The organism is Paenibacillus sp. EKM301P (genome assembly GCF_011800295.1).
GTDB lineage: Bacteria > Bacillota > Bacilli > Paenibacillales > Paenibacillaceae > Paenibacillus > Paenibacillus polymyxa.
Map to the genome: position 1 here is coordinate 256557 of NZ_JAALFM010000006.1, position 22512 is coordinate 279068.

The 22512-nt window shown below is 45.4% G+C and carries 20 protein-coding genes and 1 riboswitch; of the genes, 5 read left to right on the forward strand and 15 right to left on the reverse strand.

The features are described from left to right. Positions 1–65: 65 nt before the first annotated feature. From HFD99_RS16760 to HFD99_RS16780, 5 genes are all read right to left on the reverse strand, one after another. The gene (locus tag HFD99_RS16760) at positions 66–821 is read right to left on the reverse strand and encodes a DUF4247 domain-containing protein (protein ID WP_019687402.1); all 756 of its coding nucleotides are present in this window, start codon (positions 819–821) and stop codon (positions 66–68) included. Between the two features lie 13 nt (positions 822–834). Further along, positions 835–1341 carry a DUF4178 domain-containing protein gene (locus tag HFD99_RS16765; protein WP_017427734.1) on the reverse strand — a complete coding sequence of 169 codons (507 nt, stop codon included), beginning with the start codon at positions 1339–1341 and terminating at the stop codon, positions 835–837. 24 nt (positions 1342–1365) lie between these two features. After that, positions 1366–1773: a DUF350 domain-containing protein gene (locus HFD99_RS16770; RefSeq protein ID WP_013371429.1), complete on the reverse strand. Its 408-nt coding sequence runs from the start codon at positions 1771–1773 to the stop codon at positions 1366–1368. 129 nt (positions 1774–1902) lie between these two features. Next, on the reverse strand, positions 1903–2571 hold the full coding sequence (locus tag HFD99_RS16775; RefSeq protein ID WP_013371430.1) for a PspA/IM30 family protein: 669 nt from the start codon (positions 2569–2571) through the stop codon (positions 1903–1905). Between the two features lie 86 nt (positions 2572–2657). After that, positions 2658–3680 (reverse strand): NADH:flavin oxidoreductase/NADH oxidase, encoded by a 1023-nt coding sequence (locus HFD99_RS16780; RefSeq protein WP_103042466.1) that lies wholly within the window; start codon positions 3678–3680, stop codon positions 2658–2660. Between the two features lie 303 nt (positions 3681–3983). Between HFD99_RS16780 and HFD99_RS16785 the strand changes: the two genes are divergently transcribed. Then, complete coding sequence (locus HFD99_RS16785) at positions 3984–4790, forward strand: polysaccharide deacetylase family protein (RefSeq protein WP_103042467.1); 807 nt, start codon at positions 3984–3986, stop codon at positions 4788–4790. Between the two features lie 199 nt (positions 4791–4989). On the opposite strand, the gene HFD99_RS16790 is transcribed toward HFD99_RS16785, so the two are convergent. The 3 genes from HFD99_RS16790 to HFD99_RS16800 all read right to left on the reverse strand — a co-directional run bounded on the left by HFD99_RS16790 (position 4990) and on the right by HFD99_RS16800 (position 8250). After that, a complete protein-coding gene (locus HFD99_RS16790; protein WP_019687404.1) occupies positions 4990–5658 on the reverse strand; it encodes a 3D domain-containing protein in 669 nt (222 codons plus the stop codon). A gap of 6 nt (positions 5659–5664) precedes the next feature. Further along, positions 5665–5834, reverse strand: a riboswitch (cyclic di-AMP (ydaO/yuaA leader). A 243-nt stretch (positions 5835–6077) separates the two neighbouring features. Beyond that, positions 6078–6800, reverse strand: a complete 723-nt coding sequence (locus tag HFD99_RS16795) for an amino acid ABC transporter ATP-binding protein (protein ID WP_013371435.1) — start codon at positions 6798–6800, stop codon at positions 6078–6080. Continuing rightward, positions 6787–8250 (reverse strand): ABC transporter substrate-binding protein/permease, encoded by a 1464-nt coding sequence (locus tag HFD99_RS16800; protein ID WP_017427733.1) that lies wholly within the window; start codon positions 8248–8250, stop codon positions 6787–6789. Before HFD99_RS16800 ends, HFD99_RS16795 begins: the two co-directional genes overlap by 14 nt. A 148-nt stretch (positions 8251–8398) precedes the next feature. Between HFD99_RS16800 and HFD99_RS16805 the strand changes: the two genes are divergently transcribed. Together HFD99_RS16805 and HFD99_RS16810 are read left to right on the forward strand one after the other, a co-directional pair. Continuing rightward, positions 8399–9577 carry a M20 family metallopeptidase gene (locus HFD99_RS16805; protein WP_123797272.1) on the forward strand — a complete coding sequence of 393 codons (1179 nt, stop codon included), beginning with the start codon at positions 8399–8401 and terminating at the stop codon, positions 9575–9577. Positions 9578–9616: 39 nt separating this feature from the next. Further along, positions 9617–10687 carry a hypothetical protein gene (locus HFD99_RS16810; protein WP_123797273.1) on the forward strand — a complete coding sequence of 357 codons (1071 nt, stop codon included), beginning with the start codon at positions 9617–9619 and terminating at the stop codon, positions 10685–10687. Positions 10688–10764: 77 nt separating this feature from the next. Here the strand turns inward: HFD99_RS16810 and glgA are convergent, their stop codons facing one another. Both glgA and glgB read right to left on the reverse strand, forming a co-directional pair. Beyond that, positions 10765–12216: a glycogen synthase GlgA gene (glgA, locus tag HFD99_RS16815; RefSeq protein WP_123797274.1), complete on the reverse strand. Its 1452-nt coding sequence runs from the start codon at positions 12214–12216 to the stop codon at positions 10765–10767. Positions 12217–12237: 21 nt separating this feature from the next. Then, complete coding sequence (gene glgB, locus HFD99_RS16820; RefSeq protein ID WP_107733526.1) at positions 12238–14163, reverse strand: 1,4-alpha-glucan branching protein GlgB; 1926 nt, start codon at positions 14161–14163, stop codon at positions 12238–12240. Between the two features lie 237 nt (positions 14164–14400). On the opposite strand from glgB, the gene HFD99_RS16825 reads away from it, so the two are divergent. Further along, positions 14401–15627, forward strand: a complete 1227-nt coding sequence (locus HFD99_RS16825; protein WP_017427730.1) for a glucose-1-phosphate adenylyltransferase — start codon at positions 14401–14403, stop codon at positions 15625–15627. Positions 15628–15705: 78 nt separating this feature from the next. Here HFD99_RS16825 and HFD99_RS16830 read toward each other — a convergent pair whose 3' ends face one another. The 5 genes from HFD99_RS16830 to HFD99_RS16850 form a co-directional block, all read right to left on the reverse strand. Continuing rightward, positions 15706–17136, reverse strand: a complete 1431-nt coding sequence (locus tag HFD99_RS16830; protein WP_017427729.1) for a sensor histidine kinase — start codon at positions 17134–17136, stop codon at positions 15706–15708. Then, entirely contained in the window at positions 17133–17831 is a 699-nt protein-coding gene (locus HFD99_RS16835) for a response regulator transcription factor (RefSeq protein WP_016820715.1), read from the reverse strand. Before HFD99_RS16835 ends, HFD99_RS16830 begins: the two co-directional genes overlap by 4 nt. A 1-nt stretch (position 17832) precedes the next feature. Further along, complete coding sequence (locus tag HFD99_RS16840; protein WP_123797275.1) at positions 17833–19167, reverse strand: hypothetical protein; 1335 nt, start codon at positions 19165–19167, stop codon at positions 17833–17835. Beyond that, entirely contained in the window at positions 19164–19889 is a 726-nt protein-coding gene (locus HFD99_RS16845; RefSeq protein WP_031461573.1) for a phosphonate ABC transporter ATP-binding protein, read from the reverse strand. The genes HFD99_RS16840 and HFD99_RS16845 overlap by 4 nt, the downstream gene beginning before the upstream one ends. An 81-nt stretch (positions 19890–19970) precedes the next feature. Further along, complete coding sequence (locus HFD99_RS16850; protein WP_123797276.1) at positions 19971–21128, reverse strand: MFS transporter; 1158 nt, start codon at positions 21126–21128, stop codon at positions 19971–19973. A gap of 453 nt (positions 21129–21581) precedes the next feature. On the opposite strand from HFD99_RS16850, the gene HFD99_RS16855 reads away from it, so the two are divergent. Continuing rightward, a complete protein-coding gene (locus HFD99_RS16855) occupies positions 21582–22499 on the forward strand; it encodes a hypothetical protein (protein ID WP_017427725.1) in 918 nt (305 codons plus the stop codon). Positions 22500–22512 lie beyond the last annotated feature (13 nt).

Here is a 22512-nt window from a genome sequence, read left to right on the forward strand (position 1 = left end):
AGGAACTGTGCAAGACAGTTCCACAGTTCCGCAAACAACTTTAGAAGAAAATAAAATATTACCTATCATCGTCGACTTCGCCGGCTAATTTTACCTGAGCCGCTGCGTGTTTTAGGCTTACTATAAGATTTGCGTGGTGAATCAAATATGCTGGAACCACCGCTGCTGCCTCGGTCACGTGAAATCGAGCCTCTGCTCGGTGAACTGCTGGAGCCTCGATCGAATAGACTTCCGCTTGATCCAACGCTGGAATCCGAATTTTTCCCTCTACGGGTAACTGAACCTTTTCGTTCCACCGTTATCGGCGGAATAGCTTTTTTCTCCTGTGCTGTTGGAGCACGATATTGCCCTTGTGAAGGTCGGTATACATCTCTGCTCGAATAACCTCGATAGGAGCCAGACCCCCGCAATGAATCGAACAGAGCATCCAGCACAGTTGCAGTTAAGTATCCTTTTAGAAAGCTGGAACTGTAATTTTGCTCGACATACTTTTTACTGTCGATTTCAATGAGTGTATCTTCCTTCTTAGCTGGATCTTGCTGCAAATGGTACCATTCATCGCTATATACCAGAAACATCCGCTCATTGCTCTGAGGCGATATTTGTTCCGGTGTACGCTGTTCTTTCAATTCCTCCGCTACTTCGGGAACCGTTTTGCCTGCCGCCCGATATACGTACGAGGTCGAGTTTCCGCTACCACTAACGGATTCCAGCGGATACGTATCTTTCACATTTGGCGCCCCGCAGCCGCTTAGCACGGATACGAACAAGCTCAGCGCCACAATGACCTTTAATGCATATTGCCAGGTGCGTTTGCCCATGTGTAACCCTCTCCTAGCTAGCCCGAATAACCTTGACGTCTCCGGTAATCACTTCTTCTCCTTCATAAAGCATAAAGCGACCGTCCTGCCACTCTACCCGCAGTAGATGGTAATCATCAGACTGGTACTGCCAAACATGTTGCTCTCCCCCCTGCCGGAAAGGAGCACGGCCCATAACGGTAACATGCCCAAAATACTGTTCTTCCAAATGATACGTTGTATCATCCAGTTCTAAAATGGTCGGTACTTCCTCCGGGTTGTCTAGTCTGCCATCGATGGCCTGATATAGTCCGAATTGCAGTGTTTCCCGTTCCTCAATATGAAGATAACTCACTTGATTACCATCCTGAAGCGTCAAAACAACGGCATTCCGAGCACGATTATGTACACGACCTACCACTTCATAGGTGACAAGCGACACTTCACAAATATCACCAGGATTTAAGTGAAGCATGCTTTTTTCCGCTTTCGGCGGTTCAGGCTTGGCAAATAGATTTGAAATTCGTTTCCATACACTCATGGTCATATTCCCTCCTTACTTTGCCTAGAAGCATGCTGTAATGATCAAGGCACCCACCAAATGCAGCGCTCCTGAGAACAAGCCGAAACCAATTTTACCTTCTTGGGTACCTTTATCCAAATCAAACTGTGCCCAATACCGCAACAGCAGACGCACAATCACTTCCAAAACAAGCAAGATGATAAAGGCAATCACAGAATACACAAGCGCTTCGAGCAAATTATTAGCTGTAGCAATTGAACCCGATAAAATGTATCCTTGTGCAATCAGCTTCATAATCATCCGGACTGTTACAGCCATATTTCCGGCTTTTACTTCGGCAAAATCCTTATACTTTGTAAATAAAGAATCGACATACATTAATACGAACAGCAAAATAGCACCTGCGCCCGTCCATACCAGCATCGCTTTCATCGTTTCTAAAAAATGCATTTGCTACCATCCTCCACATCTTCTTGACTACATATATTGATTTACGCCCCCAGGCAGGGAAAAGCGAAGGAGATAACGTTTCTCCTTCGCTTACTGAGCCATCACACTAGCGGCAATGCTTAAAAGTTCTTATTTATTTTCGTATTGTTTCAGCAAAGCAGCAAGTTCGTCGTCCACAGCACTTTTCTTATCCAGCTCTTTGAACTCTTCATCCAGCGATTTTTCCTTGGAAGCCATTTCGTTGCTCGCTTCAGCACGTGCTTCTGCTTGCAGCATTTTTTCCTCCATACGCTTTAATCCAGCAGTTGCCGTATCCGAGCTAAAACCATTCATCGCTTTGTTAATTTCGGTTTGCGCTTTAGCTGCATTATAACGGGCAACCAGTGTCTCGCGCTTGTTTTTCATTTCAGTCAGCTGTCTGCGCATTTCATCCAGCTTACCACGCAGGTTGTCAGCTGCAGCTTTGTTTTGCTCATAACCAGCTTGGAACTCGTTCATTTTTTGTTCGGCAGATTTCTTTTCTTCCAGCGCACGACGAGCAAGATCCACATTTTGTGCTTTTGCAGCCGTATGAGCCTGTTCTTCGCGTTTTTTCACCAAAGCTGCCTGTTCTTCGTATTGCTGTTTAAATCTCTTTTCAATAGCAATTTGAGCGGCTACCGCTTTCTCTGCGTCTTCCAGATCCTCTTGCATATCACGAATGTATTGATCCGTCATTTTAACTGGATCTTCTGCCTTGTCGATAATGGCGTTAATGTTAGACATCGTAAGATCTCTTAATCGTTTGAAAATAGACATGTGAAGTTCCTCCTAGAATTGAATGCTTAAATTTTAAGCTCTGTACACATGTTTACGCAAGCTTTGCAAAGAGGTTTCAGAAATATCTAAAAACCGCGTAGATAAGGCTCTGGAATATCCGCCTGTACTTTTAGCGCCCGTGATGCATGCAGCGCCCAATAGGGATCACGCAGCATGGCACGCCCTATGGCTACCAGATCAGCTTCATTGTGCTGAACGACTCGGCGGGCATCCTCATAATCATCCAATAAGCCGACAGCAATGACAGGCACATTCAGTTTCTCACGGATGGTATGAGCCAAATCCACCTGATAACCAGCACGCGCAGACGGACCTCCGCTGGAACCAATCGGACCCTCACCACCAGAAGAAATATGGAAAATGTCTACACCCGCATCACGATATCGTTCCCCTATGGCTGCTATGTATTCAACATCATATCCGTCTTGGACATATTCTTTGGCAGATATCCGCATTAGCACAGGCATATCAGCAGGAAGTACCTCTTTAACAGCACGTATCACCTCAACACCAAACAGTGATAAATCCTGCCCATACTCATCTTCTCGGGTATTGGTTAAAGGAGAATGGAATTGATGGATTAGATAGCCGTGAGCGCCATGAATCTCTACCGTGTCAAAACCAGCTTCTACCGCCCGGCGCGCCCCCTCTTTGTAGGCTTGAACCAGTTCCTTGACTTCTGCTCGCGTCAAAGCGTGCGGCTCTTTAAATCGTTCACTAAAGGGGATCGAGGACGGGCCTACAGGTGGCTCAGCATCTTCAGCCTTGCGTCCGGCATGGCCTAATTGAATGGCAATTTTGGCACCATACTTGTGGACTTCCTCTACCATTTTACGATATGCAGGAATATGTTCATCACTCCAAATGCCCAAATCACGATCCGTAATGCGCCCATCCGGATGAACCGCTGTCATTTCCACAATTATGAGTCCAGTCCCTCCTACCGCGCGACTCACATAATGGACATAATGCCAATCCGTCGGTTTGCCGTCCTTGGCCTCCACGCTGTATTGGCACATTGGGGGCATGACAATCCGATTTCTTAAAGAAAGCCCCTTTAATTGATAAGGAGTAAACAAGTCGGTCACTTTTATCCATCCTTCCCTCAATTCCAAGTCTGTAGCATTATGAATAGCATCCCCATTATACACCAGCTGTCACGGTATACCGAATCCTTTGTAAGGCTAAAACTTACGAAAATGCTCCAGTTTTCGTTCATGTTTAAGAGAATATGCGCGTTTACTTCGTCATCTTCACGGATATCCGCTTCATGATGTGCTTCTCTTCAGTCGTGTAGGACTTCACTCAATCACCAGCATAATTTTAATAGGACAGGTACATAATAGCTGAGAGCACCACTAGGTACCACTGCACGGAAAGGGGGAATACAAATGCGGTACAGGGGAGTGTTGCCATGTTTAGCACTGTTACTAGCATTTTCAAGTTTTCCCGTTCACGCTGACACGCCTCCCAACATCGGAACGCCCCATCCCAAGGAAGCTGCTGTCGCTACTTCGGTATATCAAAGTAAAGATCGAGCTACTCCAACATTAGCGATGCTACGAAAAAAGCATGCGGACATTTTTAAAATGTGCGGCCCGCACACCCGCCAAATTGCCTTAACCTTTGATGATGTGCCCGATTCAAGGTATACGCCGCAGGTTTTGGACGTATTACACGCAAACGGTATTAAAGCTACGTTTTTTATCGTCGGCCATCGTGCGGAAAAGCATCCGGGGATCATACGCCGCATCATCCGCGAGGGTCATGCTATAGGAAACCATTCCTATACTCATCCGGATTTCAGGAAGGCCACACCAGAACGCTTTCGCCACCAGATTACAAAAACAGAACGCATTTTAGAAGCCAGCGCAGGTTTTCGGCCCAGATTGATACGACCACCCTATGGTGAAATCACGGAGCCTCAAATTCAGTGGGCGCGTCGTCATGGGTACATGATCGTCAATTGGAATGTGGACTCTCTAGACTGGAAGGGATTAAGCAAAACACAGATTCAGCGTAACGTGATCCCGGCTACCAGACCTGGCTCCATTATTTTAATGCATGCAGGTGGAGGTCAAAGTTCCAACTTGCAAGGTACTGTCCAAGCTTTGCCGGGTCTAATCCACTCTTTAAAAGCTAAGGGCTACAAGTTTGTCACAGTCCCCCGGCTACTTCACACATCGGAACGAAAATAACAGTATGTCTAAGCCTCGTATATACCAACAACGTAAAAAGGCTGCCTTGACGAGCAGAGTGCTTCTGCTTGTAAGACAGCCTTTTTTAGCGATAAACGACCGTACTGATAAGAAGTCGTCCCAGTTATATGTTGTGTGCTATAATATTAAGTTTACATAATATATATTATGTTTAATGAAATCAAATATATGCACAATGCTATTTATCAATAACGTACAGTTTCACATTTTGGAAGCCGAAGTCGTTCACGAATGATTTGTTGCCAGGGATAAAGATATCAATCCGCTTTCCGGTAATAGCGCTGCCCTGATCACGGGCAACGGCTACAAAAGAATGGTCTGGCAAGCCGGGATGGGAATAGCCTGTAACTAGCACCTTTGTCCCCATAGGAATGACTTTCGGGTCTACTGCAATTGTACCCAGTTTAAGCGGATTACCGTAGTAATCGACTGCACCCCATTTGCCATTTTCATCAGCTGCGGCTGAATATGCTGTTGCTTTAACATCAACAACTTTACTGTAATTGAATGTTTTGCCCCATGCTTCAATTGTTGGCCTCTCATTCGCTGGTGCTTTCTCCGTAAGAAGCTGTGGTTTCGAATCCGAAGCCGCCTTCACACTTTTTTCGTCTGGCACTTTAATTTGTAGACCTGCATATATGTTGTTGGACGCAATATCCGGGTTAGCCTTCGTCAAGTCATCTACCGATACCCCATAACGTTGAGCAAGCAAAAAGAAAGTATCGCCTTCTTTGGCAGTATGAAGCGAAGCAGCATTTGCTACTCCAGCTGTCTGTGCCAATCCTGCAATCGCTGCGGCAAGCACCGCAAATTTCATGGTTTTTCCAATATGTTTTAAGTGTTTCAAAGATATGTACCTCCTCTGTTATGCCTGCGAAGTTAGCTGTCGGATTCGGACTCAGGAGAAGCCCTATGCTTGTGCAATTCACCCCTAGGCATATTCCACAACATCTATATGACGCATTGGAATAATTGCCGTTGTTACGTCCCCCGCACTTCCCATGGTTTGAGCCCAGCACCTGAGTAATTGTTATCTTTGCTGCTGCCCCGGTAAGTTTTGGCTTACTGCATAATATCACAATTTTGTAACCTTATCTGCATGAAAATGTTGGGAACCTTGAACATCATACTATATCCATTACAATTTTGTCATCAAAAATCGGTTTTTTGTTACGAAAATATGGAGATATGGTGACAAAAAGAGAAAAGCCCTCCGTGAAATATCATCACGAGAGGGCTTTGTCAATAATTCATAAAAGCATTTTCTTACAGCACTTTAGCCAGAAAATCACGGGTACGATCATGGCTTGGAGTTCCGAAAACTTGCTCCGGCGTACCTTGCTCTATAATTTGACCGTTGTCCATAAAGATGATTCGGTCTCCTACCTCACGAGCAAAGCCCATTTCATGCGTCACGATCACCATCGTCATGCCGCCTTCAGCGAGTTTCTTCATCACATCCAGAACCTCTCCAACCATTTCAGGGTCCAGGGCAGAGGTAGGTTCATCGAACAGCATTACGTGCGGCTGCATGGCCAGAGCGCGTGCTATCGCTATACGTTGCTTTTGACCGCCAGATAACTGGTTCGGGTAGGTATTCTTTTTATCCTCAAGACCCACGGTCCGCAGGAGCTCCAACGCAATTTTCTCCGCTTCTTTCCCCGATTGCTTCTTCACCTGCGTTGGTGCAAGCGTCAGATTCTGCAGTATTGTTTTATGTGGAAACAGATTAAAATGCTGGAAAACCATCCCCATCTTCTCCCGAGTCGCATTAATATTATGACCACGGGCCGTAATCGGCTCACCCTCAAACAAGATTTCCCCTTCTGTTGGCTGTTCCAACAGATTCATACAACGCAAAAACGTACTTTTCCCCGAACCACTCGGGCCGATAATGACGACTACTTCACCTTTGGCGATATCTATATCAATGCCTTTTAAAATTTCATTCTTACCGAATGATTTACGCAGTTGTTTAACGGTGATCACTGGCTCTCAACTTCCTTTCCCATAAACCCAACAGCTTAGATAAGCTGAATGTCATTACAAAATAAATAGCGGCTGCGATTACGAATGGACTTAAGCCTTCGTAGGTAATATTCTTAATGACCTGGGCTTGATACATAATGTCCACCATCCCAATGGTCGAAATAATAGAAGATTCTTTAATGATCGTAATGAACTCATTACCAATAGCAGGCAATATAGATTTAAATGCTTGCGGTAAAATAACGTGACGCATCGCTTTGCCTCGTCCCATCCCGAGCGAGCGGGCAGCTTCCATCTGTCCACGGTCTACGGCCTGAATACCAGCACGGAAAATTTCAGCCAAATATGCCGAACTATTCAGAGACAACGTAATTATACCGGACTGGAGTGGCGTAAAATTAACACCTAACGTCAAAGCAACTCCGTAATGAATGATCATAAGCTGCACCAGCATAGGTGTGCCGCGCAGTATCTCTACATATGCGGTACCTAGCCACTCGATAATACGAATACCACTCATCCGCAGCAAGGATATGATCAGGCCAATAATGAATCCGAACAGTACTCCGAGCGCAGACAGCAATAGAGTGTAGCCGATACCCGTAGCGTAGAAACTGCGATATTTCAAAAATATATCTACAATGCTATTCGAAGAAACCTGTCTGTCAGCAGACAGTGCACTCGCTTCTGTAGAAAATTTCTCAATCGAACCGTCCGCTTTCAGGCGAGCCAACGTTTTATTTACTGAAGCAAGCAATTCCGCATTTCCTTTACGGATGCCTACAGCAGTTTCTGCTCCTTCATCTTCAGGTACTGCTTTGGCAAGTGTTACGGTACCGTCTAGCGTGTATCCTTTAGCAACGGTATCTTCGATTACAACCGCGTTGATACGCTTGGTCCGAAGCTGGAGTACCAGATCGGATATTTTATCCAATGAGGTTACAGAAGCATTAGGCACTTTTTGCGCAATTTCTTCCTGGATACTCCCCTTCTGCGCACCGAGCTTCTCTCCTTTTAGAGCAGCCATCGTTGAATATTTGTCTTTGTCCTCTGGACGAACCATAATGACTTGCTTGGAACGATAGTATACATCCGAAAAATCAATGCTCTTTCTGCGTTCATCTGTCGGTGTCATACCAGACAGCACCAAGTCTACGCGACCACTTTGCAGAGCAGGCAGCAAAGAGTCAAAACTCATGTCCTCTGGGACCATCTCTGCATCCAGATCCTTGGCGATTTCCTTGGCAATTTCAACATCAAACCCGACAATGGTATCCTGACCGTTAATAACTTTGTGAAACTCATACGGCGGGAAGTCAGCACTCATACCCACTACAAGTTTTTTCTGTGGCTTTCCTTCCGATCCGTATGCAGTGAGCATAGGAAGACCAGCCAACAGCAAGATAACCGCCGTCAAAACCAGGGCGGTAAAACGATATGCCTTTTTCAATCTTTTTTTCTCTCCTTAAATTCTTTATAATAAATAAGATTGTGTCATTATAAATGAATATGCATGATTATGCAATGAATGTTATAGTACAATTTTAGTATATCTATCGCAGTACCTACATTACAGCATATATAAAGGAGTTTTCAGCATGAATTTTAAACAGACCATTCAACACACCATTGAACAGCATGCCGAGCGATTTAAGGACATTTCGTTGTATATAGGCGCAAACCCTGAACTTGGAAACGAGGAATTCCTGGCCTCTGCCCGTCTAAAAGAAGAACTTGCCTTTCACGGTTTTGAAGTTCAGGCACCCATATTGGGTATAGAAACGGCCTTTATTGCTACTTACAAAGCAGTCAAGCCTGGACCAGTTGTTGCTTTTCTGGCAGAATATGACGCCCTGAAAGGTTTAGGGCACGCCTGTGGACACCATTTGATATGCATGATGAGTACAGGCGCTGCCGTCGGTCTCAAATCGATCATCGACGAGACTGGTGGAGAAGTACGTGTTTACGGCACACCTGCCGAAGAAACACGCGGTGCAAAAGTTCCGATGGCGGCGGCTGGATTGTTTGATGATTGCGACATAGTCATGATGACACATCCCTTCGATCGCTACGAAAAATCAGGAAAATCGCTGGCGATTGATGCTGTACAGTTCGAATTTTTTGGTCAATCCGCTCACGCTGCGGCCAGTCCGCACGAAGGGATTAATGCTTTGGACGCAGTGATTCAAACGTTTAATGGGATCAACGCATTTCGGCAACAGGTGAAAAGTACAGTACGTATCCATGGCATCATTAATCAGGGTGGGCAGGCTGCCAATATTATTCCTGATTACGCCTCAGCTCAATTTTACGTGAGAGCCGCGACACGCCAAGAATTGAACCCGCTTACCCGTCGTGTTATTCAAATTGCTGAAGGAGCTGCTTTACAAGCCGGGTGTCGCTTGGAAACCTCCAATTATGAGACTTCTTATGATGAAATGGTGACTAACGGTGTACTCTCCGACATCTTTACTGCAAATTTGGTGCAGGCTGGTATTGCGCAAGAAGATATTACGGAAGGCGAAGATCATGGCTCTATGGATATCGGAAATGTATCACTTCATTGCCCTGCGATCCATCCGTACATTCAAGTTATTGACGAGAAGCATGCCTTGCATACACCAGAATTCCGCGATTTGGCGATGCAGGACCGCGCAATGGAAGGAATGCTCTTGGCCGCGAGGACCTTGGCATGGACAGCTTGCGATGTAATCACAAGTTCTGATCTGCTGGCACAGATTAAAGAAGAATTCGCTCTACTGAATAGCAAAAGCTAAAATCGGAAATGCCGTCTTCTTGGAGAAAGGAGTGCCTTTATGAATAGTATGAGTAGCTTTTGGACGTTGTTTATTGTGGTTGACCTCATCATTTTTTGGTTTATATTCCGAGCAATACGCAGGAATCGTGGAAACAGAAGCACGCGCCGCCGGAATGCATTTTTCCTTAGTTCCCCGTTTCCTTCGTCACTCACGCAAGAGCGTCATCCAGAAATTACGGAGCTGAAGGAGCTGCTGGAGCGATCCATTCCAGCCTCCTATGCTCACAACGTAAAGCAACGTGTCATGGAAGCCCACCCTAATCTGACGGAACAAGAATATGACTGGCGCTGGCATGAGCTAAAACGATACTTCATGCTATGCGCGATTATGAATCGAGTGCCTATGTTCAGTAGTGATGTGGATGAACTATGGCACGAAATGTTAATGTTTACGCGCGAATACCAGCAGTTCTCGGAAGCTTTTTTTGGTCGTATGCTTCACCATGCTCCCCATTCGGGCGGCTCTCAGCCGATGCCAGAGGAGCGGGCGTGGTTTGACTGGTTGTATGTGGAATGCTTTGGCTGGAATCGCTATAGCGCCAGTTTGTGGGGAACTTTTTTTAAACATCCATTACCGAATGATGAGCTTTCACACTATTACAACCTGACAGCTTCAGCGCAGCCAGTAGGTGACCGATGGAATATAAGTGAAAATATAGGCATTTCAAAGCAGACACAACAAGCGGTTCATAAGATAGTCCAACACCTCCGTGAGCGGGTAAATAAAGCTGTAAATGATCCTGAGGGCAAGCAGCTCCCCAAGATCAACTATTTGCAGGTTGACTATTTGCTACTGGCTGTTGTGTGGTATTCATGGTATCGGCCTGATGAATTTGCCATACACATGCACCCAGACTCTACAAGCAGTGCCGCCCTAGCCAGCTCATCCGGCTGTAGCTCTGCAAGCGGCTGCTCAAACTGGGATACACACCACTCGCACCATCATTCCTCCCATGACAGTTCTCATGGTGGAGGCTCTTCTCACCACGATTCAGGCGATTCTGGGAGTCATTCCTCTTGTAACAGCGGATCTTCGTGTGGAAGCAGTTGTGGTGGCGGGGGCGACTGACCGCAGCAAAAAAGGGAATTCCTCAGCCAGACACTGGCTAAAGGGATTCCCTTTTTTATTAGCACAAATATGGTATCCTACTCTGTTCCATCAATCTTTGCTAGCGAACGGTAAATATCCATATAAGCCTCGGCCGATACATCCCAACTGTACTCTCCTGCAAAGGCCGTCTGTGTAAGCTTGTTCCAATGCTCAGGTTGGCGATAGTAATCAACAGCACGACGAATGGTGTGCAGCATGTCATGTGCATTATAGTTCGTGAAACTAAAACCGTTACCTTCACCTGTGGATTCATTGTAAGCCTGTACAGTATCGTTCAGCCCTCCAGTTTCTCGCACTATAGGGATACTTCCATAACGAAGCGCCAGCAGTTGACTAATCCCACAAGGCTCAAACCTCGATGGCATAAGATACATGTCACTTGCCGCATATATTTTTCGTGACAGTGGCTCGCTAAAAGTAAGCTGCGCCGACATTTTCAGAGGATACCGTCCCGCTGCTTCCCGGAACCAGTGCTCAAAAGCCGGGTCCCCTGTTCCCAGCACGACAAACTGAATAGCGTCATAATACAAGATTTCGTCAAGCACTCTCGTAACCAGATCTAGTCCCTTCATATCCACAAGTCTAGTTACCATTGCTATCATAGGTACGTCCGGACGCACCGGCAGACCTAGCTCCTTTTGCAAGGCAATTTTATTTTCCTTTTTCTTTGCCAGACTTGTGCGGTACTTTGTATAAATACGGTTGTCTGTGGCAGGATTGTAGCTTTGGGTATCGATTCCATTCACAATCCCCGTTAAGCGTCCCTGCTCTCCTAATTTACGAAGTAAACCCTCCAGTCCGTATCCGTAAAATTCAGTTTGAATCTCCTCTGCATAGGTTGGACTCACGGTCGTGACATGATCGGAGTAAGTAAGCCCACCTTTCATAAAATTCAGTCTGCCATAATATTCCACACCTTCGGAAGTAAAATAGCTTCCATCCAAGTTAAGCAGCTCCGTTAAGACCTCATATGGAAAATCACCCTGATACAACAGATTATGTATCGTAAACACCGTGCGAATATCGTTGTAAAAGGGCAGATGTCGATAATCGGCATTCAGAAGCAGCGGAACCATTGCCGTATGCCAGTCATGACAATGCACAATATCCGGCCGAAAATTCAGTTCAGGCAGCACTTCCAAAATCGCCCGGTTAAAGAAGGAGAAGCGTTCGCCATCATCCATGTAACCGTAAATACCGTCACGACCGAAGTAATATTCATTATCTATAAAATAAACCCTGATCCCGTCCAACGTCAGCTCCTCTACTCCACAATACTGATCACGCCAGCCTACAGCTACATGCTTGACCGTTACCGGACGCAGAGACTTCTTATAGGTATCGGGAATGCCCGCATATTTAGGTAAGATGATTCGGACGTCGCATCCTGCCTGATGAAGTGCCTTTGGCAGTGCGCCAATAACATCAGCCAACCCGCCTGTTTTAATAAATGGATGTGCTTCTGCTGCCGCAAACAAAATGTTCATATGTGCTTCCTCCTTATGTGGTTAATCTACTTTTTTAGACCTACGTGGTGGTGTTTTCTTGAGTATAACGATGCCTAGGGGTGGAATCGTCACCTCCAAGCTGTGAAGCTGGCCGTGGTAAGGGATTTTGGAAGTACGTATCACCCCAGAGTTAAGCTGACCACTCCCCCCAAAGTCCTTATGATCGCTGTTCAGTAATTCCATATAGCTTCCTGCCTTTTGCAACCCAATTCGATAATTTTCTCTTGGCACAGGTTGGAAATTAATGAGGACAACCAGCGTGTCTCCTGCTTTTTTGCCTTTACGTAAATACGTAATCACACTCTGTCCGCGGTCTTCAGCTTCAATCCATTGATAGCCGTCCCACGAATGGTCCAATTCCCATAGTGCCTTCTCCTGAAGATATAAATGATTCAGTGCTTTCGAATATGCGTGCAGAGACCGATGACTGTCATAGTCCAGCAAAAACCAGTCAAGCTGATCCTCATCCTTCCACTCAATAAATTGACCAAATTCCCCTCCCATGAATAAAAGCTTTTTACCTGGTGAGGTCATTTGATAGCCAAGAAGTGCCCGTAGTCCGGCAAATTTTTGTTCATAGGTGCCCGGCATTTTATCAAGCAGCGACTTTTTACCATGCACAACCTCATCATGTGACAATGGCAGTGTAAAATTTTCGCTGTACGCATAGGCTATGGGGAATGTCAGCAAATTATGGCGATCGGGTCGTTGATCAAACTCTGATTCCATATAATCAAGTGTATCGTTCATCCAACCCATATTCCATTTGTAATTAAAACCGAGTCCTCCATCGCTTACTGGGGAGGTCACCATCGGCCAAGCGCTGGACTCCTCTGCCATCATGAGTGCGTATGGATAATAGCGGAATACCGTCTCATTCAGCTGTTGAAGGAAGGCGATAGCCTCCTCATTTTCAATCCCTCCCTTGGAATTGAGACAATATTGTCCATCCTGCTTTTCAAAATCAAGCCGTAACATGCTCGTCACTGCATCTACACGCAGACCATCAATATGGTACACATCCATCCAGAACAATGCATTGGAGATCAGAAAAGAACGTACTTCTGGCTTGCTATAATCGAATGTCAGGGTTCCCCAGCCGGGCTTTTCCGCAATTAGCGGGTCTGCGTATTCGAACAGCGGCGATCCGTCAAACCGTCTCAATCCATGAGCATCCTTGGCAAAATGAGCTGGAACCCAATCCATAATCACTCCAATTCCCGCCTGATGGCAACGATCCACCAAATACATAAAATCATGTGGTTCACCATAGCGGCTTGTGAGTGCAAAATACCCGGTGAGTTGGTAGCCCCAGGAAAGGTCATACGGATGCTCACTCAGCGGCATCAGCTCAATATGTGTATACCCCATATCTGTTACATAAGGCACAAGAAGCTCAGCCATCTCCCTGTATGTATAAAACGTACCATCTGCTTTTTGCTTCCAAGTGCCTAGATGAAGCTCATATATATGTAGAGGTTTACCATATGGTGCTCTACGTTTACGGCGCCAAGCTGCATCATTCCAAACATAACCATCCAATGAAGCTACCACTGACGCCGTAGCCGGTCTTACTTCAGCACGTACGGCGTAAGGATCTGCTTTCAGAAATCGTTCACCATTTGGACCTGTAATGTCGTATTTGTAAAATGTTCCTTGGGATATCCCCGGAAAAAAACGACTCCAAAAACCGGATTTGGGAACCCTATATAAGGAATCCTGTTCCCCATTCCAGTTGTTGCGATCTGTAGCAAGCCCGACATGGAGAGCATGAGGAGCCCAGACCGTAAAACGAACGCCCTGTTCTCCGTTCTCCACAGTAAGGTGGGAACCCAAAGATCGGTAGCTGTGATAAAGCGTTCCTTCATGAAACAAATAAATATCTTCCGATGATATCGTCTGTTGCGGAAGAGTTTGGTCTGTCATCACGTCACCACCCTTTTATGTTTTGTGAGTAAAAATGTATGAGTCGGTAATGCATTCGCTTTTGGGTCAAAGCTGACCTGAGTTATTACCCCATTCTAGCCACAATGAACAGAAAAATGACTAGGAAAAAAATAAACCTTAGTTTTTGGGGAATCTTATATACCTGATGGTTTCAAGAGTACCCCATACCGTTTATGTATGTACTACAACAGACAACTAAACCGGGAGGGAAACGAAATGTTTAATAAAGAATGCATTGCCATGCTGCTGGCAGGCGGAGAGGGACGCCGTCTTGCTCCCCTTACTTCAACGATTGCAAAACCCGCCGTACCTTTTGGCGGTCATTACCGGATCATCGATTTTCCTCTCAGTAATTGCGTAAATTCAAACATTGATACTGTAGGTGTACTGACGCAATATGAGGCGGAATCCTTGCACGAACATATTGGGGATGGGACTCCATGGGGCCTTACAAAAACGGATGACAAAGGAATTACCCTGCTTCCATCTTATAATACAGGTAACGCTGAATACTTAGGAACGGCAGATGCTATTCATAAGAATATCGAATATATTGACAGCCAAAATCCAGAGCATGTGCTTATTTTATCCGGTGATCATATTTACTATATGAATTATCGCGAGATGCTGAACTACCATAAGGAAAAAGGAGCTGCGGCAACCATTTCTGTCATGGAGGTTCCTTGGGATGAAGCACACCGTTTTGGTGTTATGAGCGCCGATGAAGATCTGCGTGTCACTGAATTTGCAGAGAAGCCGGAGAAACCCGAAAGTAATTTGGCCTCTATGGGGATTTATCTTTTCAAATGGGATTACTTAAGAAATTACCTGTTGGAAGACGCACAGGATCCTCAATCCAGTCATGATTTTGGCAAAGATATCATACCTAAAATGCTGGCGGACCAAGAATCTCTATACGTTTATGAATTCCAGGGCTACTGGAAAGACGTAGGTACAGTTAAAAGCCTATGGGACTCCCACATGGACCTGCTCCATGAAAATTGCGCAATTGACCTTCAGCGTCAAGACTGGCCGATGTATACACGTGAACGCCGCACAAGGCTGAGCGCGCAAAAGGTGCCTGGTCGTAAAATGCAGTCATTGGACAGCCTCCTGCATGATTCCTGCCAAGTAGAAGGCCAAATTGAGCGCTCTGTAGTGTTTAGTGGCGTCGAGGTGGGAAAAGGCTCATCCATCAAGGAAAGTATCGTTATGCCCGACACACGTATTGGGCGCAACGTGCATATTGAGCATGCCATTATCGGTGAAGGTGCTGTGATTCGTGATGGTGCTGTGATTAAAGGTAATCCGAGCGAAATTATGGTTATCGGACCCAATGAAACAGTATTTGGTAAAATGGCAGTACGGCCGCAAACTACACGTATGCTAAAAGAAGCCTATGAGCGTAACACACGCTTGCGTGCAGAAGGCTTTACTTCATAACTCTCCCTAAAATTTCAAACAGCCAGCCCTCCAATATAGTGAGGACTGGCTGTTTTTTATTACCTCTTACAACTGACTTTAAATTTGCCCTTCCGAGAGTTGTGGTAGTTCCACGGATGACTCTGCTTGCAGAGCAGGCAATGAAACCGTAATGGTGGTTCCAGCTCCCAATTCACTTCTGATGAGCATCTGACCGTGATGACGCTCAACAAACTGTTGCGAGATTGCCAATCCGAGACCCGTCCCCCCATTTTGGTGGTCTACCTGGAAAAAGCGATCCCTTACTCTGGCAAGGTTTTCTTCACTAATCCCAATCCCCGTATCCTGTACCGATATCTCGATATTACCCTTAATGCGTTGAAGAGACAAATAAATAATCGAGCTTTCATGCGAAAACTTGATAGCATTATCTACAATGTTCAAAAATACCTGCTTCAGACGGTTACCGTCTCCATGAACGAGATAAGCCGTTTCCTCGGAATCCAGTTGAAGCTTGATCTGCTTCATTTCTGCCTTTGCCCATACGTTCAGCATAATTTCCTGCAAAAGCTCTCGAAGATCAACTGTTCCCATCACGAGCTTCATGGCATTTTGCTCCAGTTTGGAAAAATCGAGAATTTCCTCCACTAAGCCAATCAGCCGATCCGTTTCCTTGGAAATAATCTGCATCCCGATCTTAGTCTCTTCCGGGTCATACCCGCCAGAATTTAGCGTTTCACTCCAGCCCTTAATCGATGTAAGCGGAGTACGCAGCTCATGAGAAATAGAAGAAATAAAATCATCCTTGATTTGATTGGTTCGGACAATCTCCTGTGCCATGTAGTTCAACGTCGATGCCAATTCACCCAGTTCATAGCGATAATCGCCTTTGATACGTGCATCAAATCGTCCCTGCGCCATCTGAGCAGATACATCGCGAATATTGTTAATCGGTCTGACAATGGAATTGGCAAGCCCTGTGCTTACTATAAATACAATAATCAGTACAGCTGCCATGATTCCCACCGAAAATAATGTAATGATGAATAATTTATCATTTACTAATTCCAACGAAGTCGTATACCGGATAATATACACCTGATCTCCGACGATATTGTCCAGTTTCTGAGATACCGCCATCACCTGCTGTCCCGTGCCGGGTTGCTTTCCAATCCATTTGCCCGTATCTCCAGCTAAGGCTTGTGTCACATCACTGGTTTGCACACTTAGATCCGCAGCAAAATTTGTCGAGTTATCAATTACATTTCCCTGTTCATCAAGCAATTGTAATTCAGTGAAGGGCAGAGAAAATGTATTCAACAAATACGATTGTAAAGACTGTTCTGGCTCTTTGAATTTGGATGCAAATTCACTTACCGATTCGATACGGCTTTCGATGTGTTTGTAAATGGAGTCGTAATAATACGACCGGAGTGCAAACATAAAAATGACTTCTACTAACAGAAGCGCCAAGAACACTACGAAAAAATAGTGAAGCACAATCTGTCGGCGAATCCCCTTTTTGATCATTGAGACTGACCTTTCCATTTATATCCATGTCCCCACACGGTTTGTAAGAAAGCCGGCTCGGATGGATTGTTTTCAATTTTCTGCCGCAGACGTCGGATATTCACATCTACAATTTTCGGATCGCCCATATATTCCTTGCCCCATACGTGGTCAAGTAGCACATCTCGGCTAAGCGGCGTATTTTCTTTCTCCAGAAAAAACTGAATCAGCGAAAACTCTGTCGGTGTCAGTTCGATCAGCTGTCCGTTTTTCTTAAATTGCTTAGCTATCAAATCCAGCGTGAACGGACCGGATTGGAAAGACACCTTGGCTGCTGTTTCACGATGTACATTTACCCGACGCAATAACGATTGGATACGTGCAATCAGCTCTGTTGGGCTGAAAGGCTTGCTCACATGATCATCAGCCCCTACAGACAAGGCATACACCTTATCCTGTTCCTGTACCTTGGCTGTCAGAAAGATAATGCCAATACGCTCATTCGTTTCCCGAATTCTCCGACAAACCTCAAAACCATCCATCCCAGGCACCATCACGTCAAGCAGCGCGATATCAATATCCCGTACCGTGTTCAAAATATTCAGAGCCTCATGCCCATCTGCCGCCTCCAGCACCTCAAAACCGTTACGTTTCAAGTTAATAACGATAAAGCTACGGATCGATTCCTCGTCTTCCATGATTAAAACTTTACTCACTCTATTCTACCTGCCTTTCCCCCATCTTGTTTTTAATGGTTTTACGTGGTTCCAGCTCGCTGGATCGCTTAATGCCAATTACCTGTGCGTTCGTTCGCCACAATTGGCTATAGCCTTCATTGTTTCGCTCCCATTGTGACAATGAGAAAAATTTAATTTCCGCTATTGTTTTGTCTGTATCATCCAGAATGAACCGCAAATAGCTGTCTTTCCTGGAAACCTTCGGATCAATAGTCACCTTGCCATGCAGCTCTTTCGGCAGTCTGAAGTAGACCTGTTCATTAGAATCACGATACTGTTGCTGCTTGAAAATCGTCCCTTTGGCCCCATCCCACTGATAGAACGATACAAAATAAGGAACTTCATCCAGCGGCCTGTTGCTCCAACCTTTAGGCTTCTCTAAATTCCCAAATTCGAGAATACCGTCACCATCCACATCACCACTGGCGATGGTAGCATCCTTAAAGGTAACATCCATAAGATTGAGCTTTCTGAGTTTGCCGTGATCCATCACGATAACATTGGAAACCGTAGTTGTCTCGGCAATCTTTGTATCAATAATAATCCCTTGCCTACCTTGGGCTACCTTACCAGCGACGACATTGTAGACGCCTAAAGCCTGACTGTCCAATTCCAACGATCCGATCTCCTTAAAGGTCCCTCCGCTGAACTGGAATGTTTTCACGGTAAAAAATTCATTACGACGGAGCAAGATAATCGTCAAGTCATTCAGATTGTCCCCGTTCAAATCCATCTTCTTATGGTTAAAATCGTCTACAACGAAGTCCGTATAGCCCGTTGCATATATTTTTTCCAATGTTCCTCCAGTATAAGAGTACACGATGAGGCCCTTCTGGTCCCCGTTCTCACCACTGTCTCCGCTCGAAAAACCTGCTACAATATCAAGCGTACCATCATTGGTTAAATCCACAAGCTTAAATGATTCCAACACCGTGCCTTCCCCATCAAACGTAAGCTTCTTTACCCACGTTCCGCCCTGATCTTCAAACAAGGCACCATGTATCTTTACACTCTCATCTGGTGTTTCATAAAAGAGCACCGCTTCATCTATACCATCATTATTCAAATCTCCCGTCCGAATTGGCGTAGGATCATCCGGATCATTCGGCCTTAAAGGCTGTACCGCCCCTAATTGCGTATTCACTGCTCCATTCAGCTGTTGTTTCTCATCAGACATCGTTGGTGTCTGCATCAGCGAAATCGGATCGCTAATCACATTACAGCCGCTTAAAAATCCAGCAAGGAGCAGCAAGGAACAGCAGCACGCCACCATTTTCAACAGCATTTTTTTCACTTCTCTTGCCGTCCCCTTCACAATTTGTTCTTTTCTGCCTGTGTCAATCGTCTTCCCTGGATATCAAACACCAGCTCGCCCTCATTCAGCCCCCAGATTCGGGAAGCAAAACGTTCAGCCATTTCCAGCGGCAGTACAGTAATGATTGTTACTCGTTCGTCAGAACACAGCTTGCGAAAGGTTTCCAGTACATGCGCTGCTGAGGCAGGATCAAGTCCATTTACAGGCTCATCAGCTAAAATAACCTTAGCTCCGTGAACGAGAGCACGCGCTGTGGCTACCCGCTGCCGTTCGCCGCCGCTGAGCTTGTCGCATTTATCATGCGCCTTATCCAGCAGACCCAGATCCTCCAGAACGTCCATCGCTCCCATATAATCGTCGGAACGCACCATACCAGTAACCATTCTCCACCAGGGGGTCTGACCCGATCTGCCAATGAGCACATTTTTAAGAGCGGTCCGATTCATATTAAGATGCGGATTTTGCTCCAGATATGCCCATTCCCGCTTTAATTTCATCTTGCCTGTCCACCCGGATTTCAGTACATCATTGCCTCCTACAATTAAACTGCCTTCTTCCCAAGATTCATGTAAAGCAAGACAGCGAAGAAGTGTCGTTTTACCGCTTCCGCTTGGCCCCACTATAGCAATGAATTCACCCTGATGAATTTCAGCATCAATCCCTCGAAGCAACGGGGTACGTTCAGGCCCCACGTGCTTGGTCAGCTTCCGAATTTTAATCATCTATGATTCCCCTTTGTCCGCCATCAATACATGTTTATATTTTATAGTAATTGTGAAACAAATACCATGCAAACCGCAGTTTTAAACCGCCGGTACTCTTTTTCGGGAAAACAGACCCAACAATCCGAAAACAATGTAACTACCTCCAAGAACTAGAAACATGCTGCCTTGAGTTCCAATGTCTAGCAACCCTCCGCTAATATTAGGTCCGACCACACTTCCCAGATTAAAATGAAAGGATGCCAGCACATTTGCAGCCGCCAAAAATGATTTGGGCAACAGGTCAGCTGCATAGGCCAAACCGAGTGAGAAAAAGGAGCCTACCAATCCACCTGCGATGGTCAGCAATACCAAAGTGAACATAAAATGATTACCACTCCAGGGTAGCAACATAAAGGTCAATCCTCCCGCTATACCTACGCTCATTAGCACTTTTTTACGTCCCCAACGGTCACTTAATATACCCAAAGGCAGTTGCAACACTAAGCCTCCCAAACTAACGAAAGGCAGCAAAGCAGCAATTTCATCGGTATGGAAGCCAATACGCAGGCCATAGACTGGAAAATTACTGTTCAGGCTCGCTTCCATATAACCGTATAGAAATGCAGGCAACAGAGCATACCATGCCCAGCTATAGCTGCGTCGGAATCTTTGTGCGGGACGCGCCTCAGTTTCCTGCTTCTCCGGTCTGGAGTCAGGTAGCTTGATTAACACTAACAGCAACACAAGCAAGCACAAAAAAGCCAACGCAGCAAATGGAACCAGCATTCCATAATCGAGTAGCCATAATCCCAATGGGCCTAATGCAAAACCCAGACCGTAAGACATACCATAAAAGGAAATGTTGCGGCCTCGATTCTCTGGTGGAGTTACTAGCAATATCCACAACTGCGCAGAATAGTGCAACGCACTGTCTCCAATACCTACGAGCAGACGCAGTACGAACCAAATCCGAATATCAGGAATTAGCGGGAACAGCAGCAGCGTAATGAGCACAAGCACAAGACCACCGGCCATCAGCTTTTTGAACCCCAGCCATCCCAAAGTCCGTTCAGCCGCCAGTGTCATTGCAAATGAACCAATATACAGTGCAGCCGCGTTCATTCCGTTTAGCGAAGACGAAACACCCATTTGTTCCAAAGAAATCGACAAAATAGGTAATAGCAAACCCTGACATAATCCAGCAACAATAATAACTGCAATTAAAATAAAATAATGAACACGTAACGACGACGACATCCTAGCTCCTCCTGCCCGAACAATTAAATTATTAACATCATAAAATGAATGCTTAGAAATGATTTGCATTTGATACCATAATCAATAATAATTCTTATCACGATGTATACCATGACCATCTGAAAAATCGGTATATTACATATTAAGATGTTTTTAGCGTTAATTTTAGTGTATTAAAGAGAAAAAGAAAAAAATCGCCATCTGAGATGACGATTTTACGGATAGAGCTAGTCTGGTATGTATCCGACTCCATTTGGTGAAGAGCCTCGTATGTTCAATCCGACCAAGTTCACGTCACAACGCACTATTTCATATTATAGTGGACAATGCCCGGCAGAACAAGCCATAATAAATAAGTGGGCAATTTCAAAATGCTCATGTTTTGCTTATGGACGGGCTTTATTTACGTTCACCGCTCTGGGCTAGAAGACAGAATAGGAGGCATTTGGTTCCATGAGTTATCAAATTAAAATAGACACTTCTCCAATTTATGAATTGCTCGGCAGCTTTATGGCCTATGTAACTAAAAAGTGGGTCCAAGATATGGACTTGGGCCATGAATGGATCGACAAGGTGGATGCACGACTACAACAAGAAGTTCGTACTGAGCTTGCTACAGCTCAGGATTGCCCTTTTAGCGATTATGACGCACTCTATGCCTGGGCGTTGCTTCGACCGGAGTCAGATGAAATATCCGACTATATTTCTTACTTGGATCACGGACCGGACAAGGATATGTTTGAGCTGCTTGTTCCGCATATTCCTTTTTTAACCTTTGAAGAATCTTTACGCATTCGTAAGGTATATGCACCACTCCTCAGATTGTGGGATCGTGATTATTTTCGGACCTTGGAAGGCGAACTGCGTGTGTTGGCAGAAGAAGACGCTGCGGAAAAGCGCATGCTGTTAAGTAAAATGGAACCGGAAGCACTTGTTGAATATGCAACAGCCGGGCTAGTCGTCCCACATATGGAAGATCTCGATACAGTGGTGCTGTTTCCGGTCGTCCATAATCGCCCAATTAATTCATATTGCTTTTATACCCGTACACTGCTGATCCAGTATCCGGTAGATATTCCCGAGGAGAGTGAGGAAGAACCGCCTACGCTTCTACTACGGCTTACTCGTGCTGTCAATGATCCGCAACGACTGCGCATTTTGCGTTATGTAGCTCAAGGTCCTAAGTCTCTTGAAGACATGCGTCATGATTTGAGCCGATTGGAAGATACACTTATGTCTGATATGATGATTTTGCGTGTGGCTGGCTTGCTCCGCATTCACATTGGACGCTATCACAAGGAAAAATTCAGCATCCGTCCCGACGGTGCGGCTGATTTGCAGGTATTTTTGGAATCCTATATTGGATTGTAATTTGAATCGCAAC

Bases quoted from the DNA above. Each gene is read 5' to 3' on its own strand.
- HFD99_RS16760 (WP_019687402.1), bottom strand. From the start codon at position 821: ATGGGCAAACGCACCTGGCAATATGCATTAAAGGTCATTGTGGCGCTG.
- HFD99_RS16765 (WP_017427734.1), bottom strand. From the start codon at position 1,341: ATGAGTGTATGGAAACGAATTTCAAATCTATTTGCCAAGCCTGAACCG.
- HFD99_RS16770 (WP_013371429.1), bottom strand. From the start codon at position 1,773: ATGCATTTTTTAGAAACGATGAAAGCGATGCTGGTATGGACGGGCGCA.
- HFD99_RS16775 (WP_013371430.1), bottom strand. From the start codon at position 2,571: ATGTCTATTTTCAAACGATTAAGAGATCTTACGATGTCTAACATTAAC.
- HFD99_RS16785 (WP_103042467.1), top strand. From the start codon at position 3,984: ATGCGGTACAGGGGAGTGTTGCCATGTTTAGCACTGTTACTAGCATTT.
- HFD99_RS16805 (WP_123797272.1), top strand. From the start codon at position 8,399: ATGAATTTTAAACAGACCATTCAACACACCATTGAACAGCATGCCGAG.
- HFD99_RS16810 (WP_123797273.1), top strand. From the start codon at position 9,617: ATGAATAGTATGAGTAGCTTTTGGACGTTGTTTATTGTGGTTGACCTC.
- glgA (WP_123797274.1), bottom strand. From the start codon at position 12,216: ATGAACATTTTGTTTGCGGCAGCAGAAGCACATCCATTTATTAAAACA.
- glgB (WP_107733526.1), bottom strand. From the start codon at position 14,163: ATGACAGACCAAACTCTTCCGCAACAGACGATATCATCGGAAGATATT.
- HFD99_RS16825 (WP_017427730.1), top strand. From the start codon at position 14,401: ATGTTTAATAAAGAATGCATTGCCATGCTGCTGGCAGGCGGAGAGGGA.
- HFD99_RS16830 (WP_017427729.1), bottom strand. From the start codon at position 17,136: ATGATCAAAAAGGGGATTCGCCGACAGATTGTGCTTCACTATTTTTTC.
- HFD99_RS16845 (WP_031461573.1), bottom strand. From the start codon at position 19,889: ATGATTAAAATTCGGAAGCTGACCAAGCACGTGGGGCCTGAACGTACC.
- HFD99_RS16850 (WP_123797276.1), bottom strand. From the start codon at position 21,128: ATGTCGTCGTCGTTACGTGTTCATTATTTTATTTTAATTGCAGTTATT.
- HFD99_RS16855 (WP_017427725.1), top strand. From the start codon at position 21,582: ATGAGTTATCAAATTAAAATAGACACTTCTCCAATTTATGAATTGCTC.